The 15,546-nt window shown below is 51.1% G+C and carries 16 protein-coding genes and 1 pseudogene; 9 read left to right on the forward strand and 8 right to left on the reverse strand.

Features of this window, described 5'->3' with window-relative positions:
- The first annotated feature begins 97 nt into the window (after window positions 1-97).
- The 4 genes from NWV12_RS11915 to hslJ all read left to right on the forward strand — a co-directional run bounded on the left by NWV12_RS11915 (window position 98) and on the right by hslJ (window position 3,202).
- Window positions 98-1,498 carry a cytochrome ubiquinol oxidase subunit I gene (locus tag NWV12_RS11915; protein ID WP_048977292.1) on the forward strand — a complete coding sequence of 467 codons (1,401 nt, stop codon included), beginning with the start codon at window positions 98-100 and terminating at the stop codon, window positions 1,496-1,498.
- Window positions 1,498-2,508: a cytochrome d ubiquinol oxidase subunit II gene (cydB, locus tag NWV12_RS11920; protein WP_048979172.1), complete on the forward strand. Its 1,011-nt coding sequence runs from the start codon at window positions 1,498-1,500 to the stop codon at window positions 2,506-2,508. The genes NWV12_RS11915 and cydB overlap by 1 nt, the downstream gene beginning before the upstream one ends.
- Window positions 2,508-2,636 (forward strand): DUF2474 domain-containing protein, encoded by a 129-nt coding sequence (locus NWV12_RS11925; RefSeq protein WP_008501283.1) that lies wholly within the window; start codon window positions 2,508-2,510, stop codon window positions 2,634-2,636. The genes cydB and NWV12_RS11925 overlap by 1 nt, the downstream gene beginning before the upstream one ends.
- Window positions 2,637-2,764: 128 nt before the next feature.
- Complete coding sequence (hslJ, locus tag NWV12_RS11930; RefSeq protein WP_048979171.1) at window positions 2,765-3,202, forward strand: heat shock protein HslJ; 438 nt, start codon at window positions 2,765-2,767, stop codon at window positions 3,200-3,202.
- Here the strand turns inward: hslJ and NWV12_RS11935 are convergent, their stop codons facing one another.
- On the reverse strand, window positions 3,203-3,469 hold the full coding sequence (locus tag NWV12_RS11935; protein WP_023312003.1) for a DUF333 domain-containing protein: 267 nt from the start codon (window positions 3,467-3,469) through the stop codon (window positions 3,203-3,205).
- 271 nt (window positions 3,470-3,740) lie between these two features.
- Between NWV12_RS11935 and nifJ the strand changes: the two genes are divergently transcribed.
- From nifJ to NWV12_RS11950, 3 genes are all read left to right on the forward strand, one after another.
- Window positions 3,741-7,265 carry a pyruvate:ferredoxin (flavodoxin) oxidoreductase gene (gene nifJ / locus NWV12_RS11940; RefSeq protein WP_048979170.1) on the forward strand — a complete coding sequence of 1,175 codons (3,525 nt, stop codon included), beginning with the start codon at window positions 3,741-3,743 and terminating at the stop codon, window positions 7,263-7,265.
- A 390-nt stretch (window positions 7,266-7,655) separates the two neighbouring features.
- Complete coding sequence (gene ompC / locus NWV12_RS11945) at window positions 7,656-8,765, forward strand: porin OmpC (RefSeq protein ID WP_047060983.1); 1,110 nt, start codon at window positions 7,656-7,658, stop codon at window positions 8,763-8,765.
- Between the two features lie 148 nt (window positions 8,766-8,913).
- Complete coding sequence (locus NWV12_RS11950) at window positions 8,914-9,039, forward strand: hypothetical protein (protein ID WP_255519867.1); 126 nt, start codon at window positions 8,914-8,916, stop codon at window positions 9,037-9,039.
- Between the two features lie 63 nt (window positions 9,040-9,102).
- Here the strand turns inward: NWV12_RS11950 and NWV12_RS11955 are convergent, their stop codons facing one another.
- The 7 genes from NWV12_RS11955 to NWV12_RS11985 all read right to left on the reverse strand — a co-directional run bounded on the left by NWV12_RS11955 (window position 9,103) and on the right by NWV12_RS11985 (window position 14,209).
- Window positions 9,103-9,180 carry a hypothetical protein gene (locus tag NWV12_RS11955; RefSeq protein ID WP_223239581.1) on the reverse strand — a complete coding sequence of 26 codons (78 nt, stop codon included), beginning with the start codon at window positions 9,178-9,180 and terminating at the stop codon, window positions 9,103-9,105.
- Window positions 9,181-9,248: 68 nt separating this feature from the next.
- Complete coding sequence (locus NWV12_RS11960) at window positions 9,249-9,671, reverse strand: GFA family protein (RefSeq protein ID WP_048979169.1); 423 nt, start codon at window positions 9,669-9,671, stop codon at window positions 9,249-9,251.
- Window positions 9,672-9,674: 3 nt separating this feature from the next.
- A complete protein-coding gene (locus tag NWV12_RS11965) occupies window positions 9,675-9,872 on the reverse strand; it encodes a hypothetical protein (protein ID WP_023312007.1) in 198 nt (65 codons plus the stop codon).
- Between the two features lie 90 nt (window positions 9,873-9,962).
- The gene (locus NWV12_RS11970) at window positions 9,963-10,994 is read right to left on the reverse strand and encodes a methyltransferase (protein ID WP_101744562.1); all 1,032 of its coding nucleotides are present in this window, start codon (window positions 10,992-10,994) and stop codon (window positions 9,963-9,965) included.
- Window positions 10,995-11,253: 259 nt separating this feature from the next.
- Window positions 11,254-11,703, reverse strand: a complete 450-nt coding sequence (locus tag NWV12_RS11975) for a hypothetical protein (RefSeq protein ID WP_033145699.1) — start codon at window positions 11,701-11,703, stop codon at window positions 11,254-11,256.
- A gap of 143 nt (window positions 11,704-11,846) precedes the next feature.
- A complete protein-coding gene (locus NWV12_RS11980) occupies window positions 11,847-12,191 on the reverse strand; it encodes a DUF1294 domain-containing protein (RefSeq protein ID WP_048979167.1) in 345 nt (114 codons plus the stop codon).
- A 494-nt stretch (window positions 12,192-12,685) separates the two neighbouring features.
- Window positions 12,686-14,209, reverse strand: a complete 1,524-nt coding sequence (locus NWV12_RS11985; protein WP_101744563.1) for a cyclic diguanylate phosphodiesterase — start codon at window positions 14,207-14,209, stop codon at window positions 12,686-12,688.
- Between the two features lie 675 nt (window positions 14,210-14,884).
- On the opposite strand from NWV12_RS11985, the gene NWV12_RS11990 reads away from it, so the two are divergent.
- Both NWV12_RS11990 and NWV12_RS11995 read left to right on the forward strand, forming a co-directional pair.
- Window positions 14,885-15,295 (forward strand): ASCH domain-containing protein, encoded by a 411-nt coding sequence (locus tag NWV12_RS11990; protein ID WP_033145702.1) that lies wholly within the window; start codon window positions 14,885-14,887, stop codon window positions 15,293-15,295.
- 156 nt (window positions 15,296-15,451) lie between these two features.
- A pseudogene (locus NWV12_RS11995) lies at window positions 15,452-15,523 on the forward strand (hypothetical protein); the annotation flags it as partial.
- Between the last annotated feature and the right edge of the window lie 23 nt (window positions 15,524-15,546).

The following is a 15,546-nucleotide window of genomic DNA, read 5'->3' on the forward strand; positions in this document are numbered from 1 at the left end:
AGCCAACTGTTATGGTTAAAAATCACTTTTCTGCGTCTGATAGTCCGAACCTTGCCCCTATACCATAACAGCACACCGTTTGACATTGAGGCTGTGCATGTTTGGTTTAGATGCTTTTCACCTTGCACGGATACAGTTTGCCTTTACCGTATCCTTTCACATTATTTTCCCGGCGATCACCATCGGCCTGGCAAGCTATCTTGCCGTACTCGAAGGACTGTGGCTGAAAACCAAAAATCCGGTCTGGCGCTCGCTGTACCATTTCTGGTCGAAGATTTTTGCCGTCAACTTTGGCATGGGCGTGGTCTCCGGGCTGGTGATGGCCTACCAGTTCGGCACCAACTGGAGCGGATTTTCACAGTTTGCGGGCAGCATTACCGGCCCGCTGCTGACCTATGAAGTGCTGACCGCCTTCTTCCTCGAAGCCGGGTTCCTCGGCGTGATGCTGTTCGGCTGGAACAAAGTCGGGCCGGGTCTGCACTTCTTCGCCACCTGCATGGTGGCGTTGGGCACTATTATTTCTACCTTCTGGATCCTCTCGTCGAACAGCTGGATGCAGACCCCGCAGGGCTATGAGATCGTCAACGGTCAGGTCGTGCCGGTGGACTGGTTCGCCGTGGTGTTTAACCCCTCCTTCCCTTACCGCCTGCTGCATATGTCGATAGCCGCATTCCTGAGCAGCGCCCTGTTTGTGGCCGCATCCGCGGCATGGCATCTACTGCGCGGCAATAATACCCCTGCCATACGGGCAATGTTTTCGATGGCGCTGTGGATGACGCTGATTGTCGCCCCCATCCAGGCCATGGTTGGCGATATGCACGGTCTGAACACCTTAAAGCACCAGCCCGCCAAGATTGCCGCCATTGAAGGCCACTGGGAAAATCCGCCGGGTGAGCCTACCCCGCTGCTGCTGTTTGGCTGGCCGGATATGGAGCAGGAGCGCACCCGCTTTGGGCTGGAGATCCCGGCGCTGGGGAGTCTTATCCTGACGCACAGCCTGGATAAACAGGTTCCGGCCCTCAAAGAGTTCCCGAAGGAAGACCGTCCGAATTCCACCATCGTGTTCTGGTCATTCCGCATCATGGCGGGCCTGGGCATGCTGATGCTGCTGCTCGGGGTGATGGCACTCTGGCTGCGCTACAAAAAACGCGTGTATTCGTCGCGCCCTTTCCTGTGGTTTGCGCTGCTGATGGGGCCAACCGGGCTGATTGCCATCCTGGCCGGGTGGATCACCACCGAAGTGGGCCGCCAGCCGTGGGTGGTCTACGGACTCCAGCGAACGAAGGATGCGGTGTCTGCCCACGGTGATCTGCATATGAGCGTGAGCCTGCTGGCCTTCTTCGTCGTCTATACCTCGGTATTCGGCGTGGGTTACAGCTATATGGTGCGCCTCATCCGAAAAGGCCCGCAGCCGCATGAAACTTTCGCTACCGAGTCCGACGGACGTCCGGCGCGCCCGCTTTCTGCCGTCACAACTGAACATAAGGAGCAGCCATAATGGGTATCGATCTTTCCATTATCTGGTTTGTGATTATCGTCTTCGCCACGCTGATGTATATCGTGATGGACGGTTTTGATCTGGGGATTGGCATTCTGTTCCCGGCCACGCAGAACGCCGACGATCGCGACGTGATGGTCAACAGCGTCGCGCCGGTCTGGGACGGAAACGAAACCTGGCTGGTGCTTGGCGGTGCCGCCCTGTTCGGCGCATTCCCGCTGGCCTATGCGGTGATCGTTGATGCCCTGACCATTCCGCTAACATTAATGCTGATCGGACTTATTTTCCGCGGGGTGGCATTTGAGTTTCGCTTTAAAGCCACGCCGGCCCACCGCCCCTTCTGGGATAAGGCGTTTATTGGCGGTTCAATTCTGGCAACGTTCACCCAGGGCGTGACGGTAGGCGCCGTCATTAACGGCTTTACCGTCACCGGCCGGGCCTATACCGGCGGCCCCTTTGACTGGTTTACCGCGTTTAACCTGTTTTGCGGCGCGGGGCTGGTGGTGGCTTATGCGCTGTTAGGCTCTACCTGGCTGGTGATGAAAAGCGAAGACGCGCTGCAGGAGCGGATGCGTGAGGTGTCGAAAACGCTGTTAATCGTCCTTCTGGCGTTTATTGCGGCGATCAGCCTCTGGACGCCGCTGGCGCAACCGGCCATCGCTGCGCGCTGGTTTACGCTACCGAATCTGTTTTATCTGCTGCCTGTCCCTGCTCTGGTGGTGATCTTTAGCCTGTCCCAGTGGCGCTGCCTGAATAATCCCGCCAGCCATAGCCGTCCGTTTATTCTGACGCTGGGGCTGATATTCCTCGGCTTTAGCGGGCTTGGGATCAGCATCTGGCCGCATATTATTCCACCTTCGATCACCCTGTGGCAGGCCGCCGCCCCGACGCAAAGCCAGGGCTTTATGCTGGTGGGCGCGCTGTTGATCATTCCCGTTATTCTGGTCTACACCTTCTGGAGCTACTACGTGTTTCGCGGCAAAGTTCAGCATGGGGAGGGTTATCACTGATGCAACAACCGGTCTGGAAAAGATTGCTGTGGCTGGCCATTATCTGGGGCGGCAGCGTACTGGCGCTGGCTGCTGTCAGTATGCTCTTCCGCATGCTGATGACGGCGGCAGGATTTAAATCTCATTAACGTTATTCCGGGCAACCGCTGCGTTGCCCGGTACTTCCCTCCGCACTTTCAGATAAACCCCATTAACGCACGGCAGAGTATCGTTACACTGGAAAAAGATTCACGGTATTTATAGTTTGAGAAGAAAATTGAAAAAGCTCATTGCGTTAAGCGTTATTAGTCTTGTCCTTACCGGGTGTGTTAATCCGGGTAAAGCCTCCGTACAGCCGGAGCAACTTAAAAACCACCGCTTTGTGCTGGAAAACGTAAACGGTAAGGCCGTGAAGACCGCGACAACGCAACCTGAGATCGGTTTTAGCGCGCTGCCAGATATCAGCCTGGTTAATAACATCAGCATTTCTGGCCAGATGTGTAACCGCTTCAACGGACAGGGGAAATTGTCCGAAGGTGAGCTTAAGGTTAAAACGCTGGCCATGACGCGCAAGCTCTGTACTGAGCCGCAGCTGAATGAGCTGGATCAGACCATCGGCGACATGCTGCGCAAAGGGGCGCAGGTCGACCTGACTGAGGACCAGTTAACGCTGGCAACAGCCGATAAAACGCTGATGTTTAAGCGTGTAGAATAATCAGTAGTTACCGCAGCTTCCAACGGCAAGCGACTGTTCGCTACAGCGTTTGCCGTTTGGCAAGGCGCACATCCCAATAGCTGAACCATCAAGCTGGCGGGCGACAGACAGCGAACCGCCAATCATAGCGCAGTTGGCCTGACCTGAACTGGACATTGCCGCTTTCATTCCCGGCGCCACGTGGGCTGCCGTTGCCTGCTGGACTGGCTCACTGCTACATGCCGACAACAATAACGCGGCACACCCTACCCAAAATGCTGAACGCATGCTCTCTCCCCCATGAATAATGCGAAACCTATGCATAATAGGCATCACATCCCGTGTCGTCGAGAGCGGAAGTGCGTATTTATGCGCTTCAGAAACAATTTCTCGCAATTTTTTCGCCAAAAGTTTGATCTACTCATTGATGGCAGGAATACCAAGGACACAAAAGCGAAAATCGTAAAATCCCCCGTTTGCTAGAATACACAGATAATATTCAGGGTTTGTTGCCGTAATACAGACCCCTATTTTTTGCGCAATGTAAGGGTGTTGTCCTATGCAAACTATTGACGGTAATGGTGCAGTTGCCTCAGTCGCGTTTCGCACCAGTGAAGTTATCGCCATCTACCCGATTACGCCAAGTTCTACCATGGCCGAGCAGGCGGATGCCTGGGCGGGTAACGGGTTAAAAAACGTCTGGGGCGATGTCCCGAGAGTGGTTGAAATGCAGTCTGAAGCCGGTGCGATTGCCACGGTTCACGGCGCGCTTCAGACCGGCGCGCTTTCCACGTCGTTTACCTCCTCACAGGGATTGCTGTTAATGATCCCTACGCTTTACAAACTCGCCGGTCAGCTGACGCCCTTCGTTCTGCACGTTGCCGCGCGTACCGTTGCTACCCACGCGCTCTCTATCTTTGGCGATCACTCTGACGTGATGGCCGTGCGCCAGACCGGCTGCGCGATGCTGTGCGCCAGCAGCGTTCAGGAAGCGCAGGACTTTGCCTTAATTTCGCATATCGCCACGCTTAAAAGCCGCGTGCCGTTTATTCACTTCTTTGATGGTTTCCGCACCTCTCACGAAATTAATAAAATCGTCCCGCTGGCCGACGATACTATTCTGAATCTGCTGCCGCAGGCGGAAATCGACGCGCATCGCGCCCGGGCTCTTAATCCTGAACACCCGGTTATTCGCGGGACATCGGCGAACCCGGATACCTATTTCCAGTCCCGCGAGGCCACGAACCCCTGGTACAACGCGGTTTACGATCATGTTGAGCAGGCAATGAATGACTTTGCCGCCGCAACCGGCCGGGAGTACAAACCGTTTGAGTACTACGGACATCCGCAGGCGGAACGGGTGATCGTGCTGATGGGCTCAGCCATTGGGACCTGTGAAGAGGTGGTTGACGAGCTGCTGACGCGCGGCGAAAAAGTTGGCGTGCTTAAGGTGCGTCTCTATCGCCCGTTCTCGGCCAAACATCTGCTCTCAGCTCTGCCTGAAAGCGCCCGCGCTGTGGCGGTGCTCGATCGTACCAAAGAGCCGGGCGCGCAGGCGGAACCGCTCTATCTGGACGTGATGACCGCCCTGGCAGAAGCCTTTAATCAGGGCGAACGTGAAACGCTGCCGCGCGTAATCGGGGGTCGCTATGGCTTGTCCTCCAAAGAGTTTGGGCCGGACTGCGTGCTGGCGGTATTCAACGAGTTAAGCGAAGCGAAACCCAAACCGCGCTTTACCGTCGGCATTTATGATGATGTGACGAACCTTTCCCTGTCATTGCCGGAAAACACCCTGCCCTCGACCGCCAAACTTGAGGCGCTGTTCTATGGTCTGGGCAGCGACGGCAGCGTCTCCGCGACAAAAAACAACATCAAAATTATCGGCAACTCCACGCCGTGGTACGCCCAGGGGTACTTCGTCTACGACTCCAAAAAAGCAGGCGGCCTGACCGTTTCCCACCTGCGCGTGAGCGAACAGCCCATCCGCTCTGCGTATCTTATTTCTCAGGCTGATTTTGTTGGCTGCCACCAGCTGCAGTTTATCGATAAATACCAGATGGCCGAGCGCCTCAAGCCCGGCGGCATTTTCCTCCTCAATACGCCGTACAGCGCGGACGAAGTCTGGGCGCGGCTGCCGCAGGAAGTTCAGGCGGTGCTGAACCAGAAAAAAGCCCGTTTCTACGTGGTCAACGCCGCGAAAATTGCCCGCGAATGTGGCCTGGCTGCGCGTATTAATACTGTTATGCAGATGGCCTTCTTCCACCTGACCAATATTCTGCCGGGCGACAGCGCGCTGGTGGAACTGCAGGGTGCGATTGCCAAAAGCTACAGCAGTAAGGGCCAGGAGCTGGTCGAACGAAACTGGCAGGCGCTGGCGCTGGCACGCGAATCGCTGTTTGAGGTACCGCTGCAGCCGGTGAATGCCGCAAGCCCGAACCGCCCTCCGGTGGTGTCCGATGCGGCGCCCGATTTCGTTAAGACCGTGACGGCGGCGATGCTGGCCGGCCTGGGCGATGCCCTGCCCGTCTCCGCGCTACCGCCGGATGGCACCTGGCCGATGGGCACCACGCGCTGGGAAAAACGTAACATTGCCGAAGCGATCCCCATCTGGAAAGAAGAGCTGTGTACCCAGTGCAACCACTGCGTTGCGGCCTGCCCGCACTCTGCTATTCGTGCCAAAGTGGTTTCACCGGAAGAGATGGAAGCCGCGCCTGCCAGCCTGCATTCGCTGGATGTGAAATCTCGCGATATGCGCGGACAGAAGTACGTTCTGCAGGTCGCGCCGGAAGATTGCACCGGCTGTAACCTGTGCGTCGAGGTCTGTCCGGCGAAAGACAGGCAGGATCCGGAGATCAAAGCCATCAATATGATGTCGCGTCTGGAGCACGTTGAAGAGGAGAAGGTCAACTATGACTTCTTCCTGAATCTTCCGGAAATCGATCGCAGCAAACTGGAACGTATTGATATTCGTACCTCACAGCTGATTACGCCGCTGTTTGAGTACTCTGGCGCCTGCTCCGGCTGCGGTGAAACGCCGTATATCAAGCTGCTTACCCAGCTGTACGGTGACCGGATGTTGATTGCCAACGCAACCGGCTGTTCATCCATCTACGGGGGCAATTTGCCTTCTACGCCGTACACCACCGACGCGAATGGGCGCGGTCCGGCGTGGGCAAACTCGCTATTCGAGGACAACGCCGAATTCGGCCTGGGCTTCCGCCTGACCGTCGACCAGCACCGCGCGCGCGTGATGCGCCTGCTGGAGCAGTTTGCCGGGCAGATCCCCGCAGAGCTCAATGACGCGCTTCATGCGGACGCGACGCCAGAAGAACGTCGTGAGCAGGTTGCTGAGCTGCGCCGCGCGCTTCAGGGCGTTGCGGGGGCTGAACAGCTGCTGACCGACGCTGACGCTCTGGTCGAAAAATCAATCTGGCTGATTGGCGGTGACGGCTGGGCTTACGATATCGGCTTTGGCGGGCTGGATCACGTGTTGAGCCTGACCGAGAACGTCAACATCCTGGTTCTGGATACGCAGTGTTATTCCAATACCGGCGGCCAGGCGTCGAAAGCGACACCGTTAGGCGCGGTAACGAAATTCGGCGAACACGGTAAACGCAAGGCGCGCAAAGATCTCGGCGTGAGCATGATGATGTACGGTCACGTTTACGTCGCGCAAATCTCGCTGGGTGCCCAACTTAACCAGACGGTGAAAGCGATTCAGGAAGCGGAAGCGTATCCTGGCCCGTCGCTGATCATTGCCTACAGCCCTTGCGAAGAGCATGGCTACGATCTGGCCCTCAGCCATGACCAGATGCGTCAGCTGACCGCGACCGGCTTCTGGCCGCTGTACCGGTTCGACCCGCGTCGTGCAGACGAGGGTAAATTACCGCTGGCGCTGGATTCGCGTCCGCCGTCGGATGCCCTGGCCGAGACGTTAATGCAGGAACAGCGATTCCGTCGCCTTAACGCCCAGCAGCCGGAAGTGGCCGAACAGCTCTGGAAAGATGCCGCTGCTGACCTGCAAAAACGCTATGACTTCCTGGCGCAGATGGCGGGTAAAGCCGAAAAACCAACCAGCGACTAGTTCCCCTGCCCGGCTTGTCCGGGCATTTTTTTGCCATAAAAAAAAGCCCGGCGTATTCACACCGGGCGAATCCAGATAATCATTGAATATCTATTTAGTTTCCTTAATAGCATTCACGTTAATTATGGATGAATCATCTTACAGGCATATAACGCCGGGCAGATTACCTTAATTAACGCCTGATTAATAATTTCAATTTAATATAGTTACTTTTAAATCATTCATCAAACCAATGATCATTTCCGCCGATTTATTCGGTTTAGATTTTACTTAGTTCGTAACAATTATATTTTATTACTCTTACACAGGAGTGATTTAGCATGAGACAACTTTCTCATTCTGAAAGTTCAACAGGTAATTAAATAAAAACAACTGCAAAGGAATATCACAATGCAAAGAAAAGTACTGGCTCTGATGATTCCGGCTCTGTTAATAGCTGGTTCTGCTCAAGCAGCAGAAATTTATAATAAAGACGGTAACAAATTAGATCTGTACGGAAAAGTAGATGGTCTGCACTACTTTTCAGATAACAAAGGTGCTGACGGCGATCAAACCTATATGCGTCTGGGTTTCAAGGGTGAAACCCAGATTAACAACACGATGACCGGCTATGCGCAGTGGGAATACAACATTCAGGCCAATAACACGGAAGGGTCTGATAATCAGTCCTGGACGCGTCTGGCCTTCGCCGGTGTAAAAGTGGGTGACTACGGCTCCTTCGATTACGGTCGTAACTACGGTGTCCTGTACGACGTGGAAGGCTGGACCGATATGCTGCCTGAGTTCGGTGGCGACTCCTACACCAAAGCCGACAACTTCATGACCGGCCGCGCAAACGGCGTGGCAACCTACCGTAACACCGACTTCTACGGTCTGGTGCAGGGCCTGAACTTTGCGCTGCAGTATCAGGGCAAAAATGAAGACGCCAGCAACAACCAGGAAGGCACCAACAACGGTCGCGACACGCGTCACGAGAACGGTGACGGCTTCGGTATTTCTACTACCTATGACTTCGGCATGGGGATTACTGCGGGGGCCGCGTATACCTCTTCTGACCGCACCAACGAGCAGGTCATGAATACCACTGCGGGTGGAGACAAAGCGGATGCCTGGACGGCGGGCCTGAAGTATGACGCCAATAACATCTATCTGGCGGCAATGTATTCTGAAACCCGCAATATGACCCCATATGGTGATAATACCGACGCCGTGGCGAACAAAACCCAGAACTTCGAAGTGACCGCGCAGTACCAGTTCGACTTCGGCCTGCGTCCGTCCCTTTCCTACCTGCAGTCGAAAGGTAAGGATCTGGGCAACGGCCAGGGCGACCAGGATCTGGTTAAATACGCTGACGTAGGGGTCACCTATTACTTCAACAAAAACATGTCCACCTACGTTGATTACAAAATCAACCTGCTGGATGAAGACGACAACTTCTACAAAGACAACGGCATCAGCACCGATGATGTTGTAGCGTTAGGCCTGGTTTACCAGTTCTGATTGTCAGAGCCCGCATAATCATGCGGGCTCACTTGTTTTTTGAAGTTCGTCACAAAAGACAGTTTAAGAAAGGGGTTGGTTGAGGGAAAGTTGAAAGTAAGCTGGTTAAACTGCGGTGATAGCCCTTTCGTCACTAAGGATAACAGCGTTGTTTGGTCGTGTATCCCTTGCCTTACTTACCCTTTTAGCATTGCTGTGGATGGCGTTAATTTTTGATTTTGGTGATATCGTCGGGCATCTCGGCGCGCTATTAAACCATCTGGATGGCAGTTAACTATTGTCCCTGGAAATAAAAAGCCACCAGCGGTGCCGGTGGCGGGTAAACGCGTATGTCGCGTTATTTTTTCACAGGTTGAGGCTTTTTATCACCTGATTCAGGGGCCTCACGCGGATCGTCTTTTTCAACACAGAGCATAGTTTCTCCTGTTTCAGTTACCCACTGCCTACTATAGCCGGAGGAGTAAAAGAGTGGCCAGGCGGCAATCATGCCTCCTTTTCCCCTTTCTCGCGAAAAGAGAGATAACCAAATACCCCACTTTCCCCATCCATGGGATGGTTAACGCCGTCCATCACCTTCACCTCTGGAAAATCAAAAGGTGAAACGTTTTCAAAACAGGCGACATTAACGCCATATTCGTTTGGGTTAGAACGCCGCTGATGGAACGTGTAAATCCCGCACACCGAGCAGAAGAAATGCCGTGCCGTTCCCGTGTTAAAGCGGTACTCGGTGAGCTTATCTTCACCTTTGGTTACCTTAATGCCTGACAGCGGCGCAGAGACGACGACCGCGCCCCGCATGCGACAAAAGGAACAGCTGCAGCGCCGCGCGGTATTCAGACCATTAGTGAGCTCAACGGTGAACGCCACCGCGCCGCAATGGCACTTCGCGTTTCGTCTTTCAGCCATGAGCTATACCCCTTTTCTCACCAGCTCGGCGGCCTTAACGAAAACCTCATCTTCTACGCCATCGCCTTTTTGCCTGCCGAGCCTGACCAGTTCATCAACAATGCTGTTGCGATGGATCGGTTTCTGCGCTGAAACCAGTCCAATAACGGCGGCCCCAATCGCCAGCCCCACTAATCCGGTTTGTTCATCTTTGTTTTTCATATTCATGCTCCTGGTACAACAAACAAGCGTAGCAGGAATACGGTAAAACGGAATGCGGGACGCATGCTCTGTGAATGTTATTTAAACAGTTCAGACAGGTACGACTTCTAAAATCGACAGATACGAACGGGTGTCTATTATTTTGTTCAACTTCAGATTGGTCTGCTCAAACAAGTGCTGATACTCAGACTCTGTTCGTGTACGTCCGCCATCAAAGCTTGTTAACAGAAGAAGGTCAATTTCAAATCGTCCCAGCTCATTATTTTCTTTTTTAATAAGCGGCTCAAAAATTAATAGTCGGGCGTTTTCTTTCATAGCCGTTCTGCAGCATTGAAGGATCTGAATGGCCTTCTCATCAGGCCAGTCCATCAAAATGTATTTAAGCAGGTAAATGTCCGCTACAGGACAGGCTTCAAAAAAGCTGCCCTCAATGGTCTCCCATCGACGATTATCCTTTAACAGGTGCAGTCGATTTCGCTCAAGCACGTCTTTTTGATCGAAAAGGATCCCCGTTAAGGTCGGATTTCGACGTAAAACGGTCAGCAATAAGTTACCCAACCCACCGGCGATATCGGCAACGACAGCGTTTTGAGGGAACGAATAGCTATCTGCAATGACCTCATTCTCTACGGATGACATAGAGGCCATACCGGCATGAAAAACGTTGCTTTCAGATCCCCTATCGTCATGCTGCCAGTAGTCGTAAAAAGGCTTACCAAACAATTCATTAAAAACAGATTTACCTTGCAATATCTCATCCATTTTAGCCGCTGGCTGCCAGAATGTTTGGTCAGTCAGCATGAGCACCGCCGCACGCAAGGAAAATTCATGCTCAGAACAGAGGAATTGTGCTGAATGGCTAAGACTGTATTCAGCTTCGGATAATTCGTTGAAAACTCCACGAGAAGACACTAAGCGCATGATTCGATGAAGATATTCAGCGTCGACATTCAACTCTTTCGCCAGTTGTTTGACGGATTTTTTTCCTTCAACCAGACGATCTGCGACGCCTAAGACCGCGACCGCCCGAAGCGCTGCCTGCCAGACAAAACCCATGCTTTGCTCTAACAGACACATTCCTTCTTTACGGCTTAGTAAATCCAGACTATTACGTTGCGACATTTTCTGCTCCTTACCAGTAAAGATGTGTTGAACAACTAAAACGCCGCTAGCAAGCGTAAGTCTGGTAATGAGCTTTATCCATAACGTCAGAAAGGATTATTTATGAGGTTTCGTACCGTTTAGCATACAATCTCTTTAAATATGTAAAAAAACAGGGCCACTTACTCTTTATTTTGATTAGTAACATAGTGACACTATTATTGTGTAATTAATTGCTTTGATGAGAAAAATGCCTGCCATGAGAAATGACATTTCATATTTAAAATCTCGGCGTCAGTCCAAACTTTGGCGTTTTGATGTTTGCAGCCCAAATCTTGATATCGTTTTGCAGGAGGATCGTGAAATCGGATTTTAAATGCGTCACCATGCTATTGACGCTGTCCGCATCAACCACTGAAAAATGTTCAATTCTGTTTTGTCCTACCTGAACACAATAATATTTGGCGGGCAGTACTTTACCATTCACATTTAGCGGCAGGTTTTTCTCACCGCAACGGCCTTCAGTAATATAGGACACCAGTAAATTAGCGGATTTTCTTCCTGGCTGGGAGACACTCACCATGACCGGGAAACCTTCCGAGGTCTGTGTCATATCATAAAGAACCGCATTTTTTATATACCAGGTATTATATTCCCGCTCCTGAAAAGCAGACCAGGAAGGCGCAGAAAAGAGCACCAGCACTGCCAGGATAAGAGATTCTATTTTCATGGGATGTTGTCGTCCGTGTTGTTGCACGTATTATTCAGATTGTGCAAAAAACAGCAACCACTTAAGAATAGTCCTACTACTATTGGCAGTGACGGAGGAATGAACTAAAGATATGCCTTACCGTCAGCAGTCCCAGCCAACGCTCATAAAAGAGAATAAGAAGAAAAATGGTAAACCGCAGCCATCATGGCGATGCTGACGACGACGCTGATGAAAAAGTAGCTTTTAAAGGGCTGCTTTTGGGTTTTATGGCGAAAGAGTTGTTGGCCCACAATGGCGCCAGGCCAGCCACCTGTCACGCCAAATACCAGCAATGTCGCTTCCGGAACCCTGCGCATCCCCTTCCGCGCCGCCATTTTATCGGCGCCATACATGACCAACGTCATCACGTTGATCGCCAGAAACCACATGACCAGAGGATGGGTAGCAAGAAGGCTGCCGATCGCAGCGATAATCAGGAGTAAATAACAAAAGCGATTAAGGGTCATAGCACGAGTCACGGAGTGTTTAGCGGTTTTGGATGACGCATTATACGCTAACTGACGAAAATCTCAGAATGAGACAGCTATTCTAAATGCAAACTGCGCCCCGGCCTTTACTGGTTAATATTTAAACTACGGTAATAAGTAAGCATTATTTCATTATGCTATGGCCGCTAGCATTTTTTTCTTAAAAAATTAACCTGAAGCAACTTACGTCGAAAACACAGCGTAAGCGCATTGTTTTAACAAAACAATAATCATTGCATCCATCAATCTTAAGAGGATGCGACAATTTTGATTAAAGTCAAATTAAACGTTAGGCAGCTAATATTCCAAATCACCCATTTGCTTAAGAATCCCAAAGAGAATGTTGAAAACAATTAATTTGACCATCCGGTCAATGCATAACAAAATATTACCGTGGTTAAAACAATAATGGTCTGCATTTTTGGGGGATGATGTCCCCCCTCTTTATTTCCCCAGAAACAACCGAATAAACATTATTCCACCCTGATCTTAACTTTTGGCTTCGACAAGAGAACTTTAACCAGTTCCATGAAAGGAAGAGGTTTGTAAAAGAAAAAACCCTGTAAAAACCGGATATGATTGCGTGTGAGGTAATCAAGTTGCTCTTCTGTTTCAACGCCTTCCGCCACGATGCTAATTGAGAGTTTTTTGGCCAACTCCAGTACCGAATCAAGGATTCGCGTTGAGTCCTCATTCGCATTAACCCTGGCAACAAAGCTCTGGTCGATTTTAATGTAGTCAATATGCAGATCCTGCAGATAGGACAGACAGGAATAACCCGTACCAAAGTCATCCAGCGCAATGGCAAATCCGTTGCTATGTAACTCATTCAATGTATTAACGAGATGTTCATCAATGTCGAGTGGTTCACGCTCCGTCACCTCAACGACGAGGTTGAGATCCTGTTGAGTGAAGCTGCGCTTGTAGTGGAGACACTCTTCAACAAAGGTGGGCGCAACGATATGAGAAGCGCTGAAGTTAATCCCTACGTGAAAGCCTTCTGGCAGCAATGTCGCAATAGCATTCATGTGTATTGCAACTTGCCTCATTAAGCTTTGAGTCAAAGGAATAATTAAACCGGATTTCTCAGCAAGAGGAATGAAGGATGCGGGAGAAATAAACCCTGATTGAGGATGTTTCCATCTGGCCAGCACCTCCACACCCCGCAAGGTTCCCTCTTTGCCGCTCACAACGGGTTGGTAATACGGAATAATTTCATTTCTGTAAATGGCGATGCGCAGTGACTCTTCGGGTGAAACATCCTTAGAAATATAGCGTTGAAGAATATAAGCAGAGAGAGACGATATTATCAGCAGGAATAACACCACGCCTCCGGCTCGATTGAATAATCTCTTAAGACTAAAAAGAGGTGGAGAGTTGAATTGTACCGAGAAAGGATAATTAGAGGCTTTTACCGTTAATACCTCTTTCTTCGTAGGGTCTGCCGCCGTCACATCGCCTGTCAGACCTAAAAGGCTATTGCCTACTCTCAGGGAATATTCTACGCCATTTAATGGCATATCCAGCGCATCCCGGATATGGCTATCGCTGATGCTAACGATGATTCGGCTTCCGGCGTGAATTGTCTGGTATAAGAGAACCGGAAGACCGTTGACGGTACTGGCCGAAGGGACGAGGAGCAATGATGACTCAGGCAGCACTGAGCTGTTGACCAACAATACGCGGTTTCCCGGTAACGAGGAGCACCAGACCGCATCATTTTTCAGAATAACGATCGTTCTCAGGTGAGGCTGTAATGCCGCCTCGGTGCCCAGCCGATATTGCCCTTCAGCATCACACTCATTCTCGGCAAGTTGCTTTGCCATCTCAGTCGCATGACGAGCTTCTTTAAGAATAACATTCATGTTCCGCACGACGTAGTGCGCCTCTGCCAGGCTATCAGCCCGTGCAGAATACCAGACCTGTAAATTGATGATAAAAACGCCGAGCAAAAACATTGTCGTGGCTGCAGCTACGGGGATAGATGCATGGCGCATTTAGGGTTCTCGATTTAAATGAAGTAGCCGCTTCAACGATGCTGAAGTGATTGAATTGTCATTGTCTTAAGCATGGTCGATAACGTAATAAATGCCAGGCGTCAGAAAAGTTCTCGTAAACCAGATTCAGGGGAAACAAAAGGCCGCCGAACGGCAGCCCTGGTGGATAAGTGTCTATTAATATCGCTTTATTGTATTGATCGGGGTTCTTTCTGACCAGTCTGGCCGCTCGCCGGCCATGATGGCACGCTGTTGCGTTGGCGTCACAGACTGGGTTATTTCAGGCATTGACTTGTATTCGGGTTGCTTAGGTGGACTGAGAACCAGATCGGAGCTACAGCCTGACAGCTGGAAAATTGCCAGTAGAGATGAAATAAGCTTGAACACGTTAAACCCTTCCAATGGGATAAAATTTTAAGAAAAAGCGTGGTGCTGGTTGCATCCAGGTGACTCGTTACTGATATTCAAAGCCACGCGCCTGGCTGCAGACAGCAGATTCACCACACAGATAACCTCGTAAGGATATATTTACCAGGGCAATACGCGCAACGCTTTGTTTTCCTTCCCACCTGAACTAAAAATGCAAGGAAAGGCGACTATGCTTCTACAGTCGAGGGGGTTTATGCTAAAACCGCTATTCCGATTCTTTTGGTTAAGAGTTAAGAAGGGATTTGAATGGTTCAGGTTGAAGAATTAAAAATGAAGTACCCAGGCGCAGTGGCCTGGCAAATGGGTGACGGCCCGGAAATGGCGAGCGTGCTTGCGGACCTTATTAAAAAAGGAATCAAAACGGCCACCTGCGGATCTTTTGCCTCGTACGCGCAGGATGTGTCTGCTCCGCGGATGGGGAGCTACAACATAATTCTTGATGGCCAGAATGTCCCGGTCTGTGTGATCCGGCTGGTTTCAATGCGGCTGGTGCGTTTTTGCGATGTAAATGAAGAATTCGCTCGCAAAGAGGGTGAAGGCGATTTAAGCCTTGAATACTGGCAGAAAGAGCATCAGCGATTTTTCTTCCGCGAAGGCCATTTTTCTGAAGATATGGAACTGATCGCGGAAGAATTTGATTTGGTTGAGGTGCTGTAAGCTGAGATAAAAGTGATACTTATCCCAGCGAGCCTGCACCCTTCTGATGCCCTCCCAGGTTTGTCAGGCTTTTTAAAGCTACCCTTGTCGATATAACGCATCACCCCGGCATCACTAGCCATTACCCTTAAGCCTGCATGATGTGAATCATTATAGGGCTCCAGATTTAACGCAGCTGTAAAACGTGCTGGTATTCGCCGCCGGAATCCGTACCATACGCGGCATACAATGTTTGCCCCTGCTGGCTCCGA

The sequence above is a fragment of the Enterobacter sp. Crenshaw genome, from assembly GCF_024734705.1.
GTDB lineage: Bacteria > Pseudomonadota > Gammaproteobacteria > Enterobacterales > Enterobacteriaceae > Enterobacter > Enterobacter asburiae_B.

Excerpts from the sequence above, each read along its gene's own strand:
- NWV12_RS11915 (WP_048977292.1), top strand. The coding sequence starts at position 98 with ATGTTTGGTTTAGATGCTTTTCACCTTGCACGGATACAGTTTGCCTTT.
- cydB (WP_048979172.1), top strand. The coding sequence starts at position 1,498 with ATGGGTATCGATCTTTCCATTATCTGGTTTGTGATTATCGTCTTCGCC.
- NWV12_RS11925 (WP_008501283.1), top strand. The coding sequence starts at position 2,508 with ATGCAACAACCGGTCTGGAAAAGATTGCTGTGGCTGGCCATTATCTGG.
- NWV12_RS11935 (WP_023312003.1), bottom strand. The coding sequence starts at position 3,469 with ATGCGTTCAGCATTTTGGGTAGGGTGTGCCGCGTTATTGTTGTCGGCA.
- nifJ (WP_048979170.1), top strand. The coding sequence starts at position 3,741 with ATGCAAACTATTGACGGTAATGGTGCAGTTGCCTCAGTCGCGTTTCGC.
- ompC (WP_047060983.1), top strand. The coding sequence starts at position 7,656 with ATGCAAAGAAAAGTACTGGCTCTGATGATTCCGGCTCTGTTAATAGCT.
- NWV12_RS11955 (WP_223239581.1), bottom strand. The coding sequence starts at position 9,180 with ATGCTCTGTGTTGAAAAAGACGATCCGCGTGAGGCCCCTGAATCAGGT.
- NWV12_RS11960 (WP_048979169.1), bottom strand. The coding sequence starts at position 9,671 with ATGGCTGAAAGACGAAACGCGAAGTGCCATTGCGGCGCGGTGGCGTTC.
- NWV12_RS11965 (WP_023312007.1), bottom strand. The coding sequence starts at position 9,872 with ATGAAAAACAAAGATGAACAAACCGGATTAGTGGGGCTGGCGATTGGG.
- NWV12_RS11970 (WP_101744562.1), bottom strand. The coding sequence starts at position 10,994 with ATGTCGCAACGTAATAGTCTGGATTTACTAAGCCGTAAAGAAGGAATG.
- NWV12_RS11975 (WP_033145699.1), bottom strand. The coding sequence starts at position 11,703 with ATGAAAATAGAATCTCTTATCCTGGCAGTGCTGGTGCTCTTTTCTGCG.
- NWV12_RS11980 (WP_048979167.1), bottom strand. The coding sequence starts at position 12,191 with ATGACCCTTAATCGCTTTTGTTATTTACTCCTGATTATCGCTGCGATC.
- NWV12_RS11985 (WP_101744563.1), bottom strand. The coding sequence starts at position 14,209 with ATGCGCCATGCATCTATCCCCGTAGCTGCAGCCACGACAATGTTTTTG.
- NWV12_RS11990 (WP_033145702.1), top strand. The coding sequence starts at position 14,885 with ATGGTTCAGGTTGAAGAATTAAAAATGAAGTACCCAGGCGCAGTGGCC.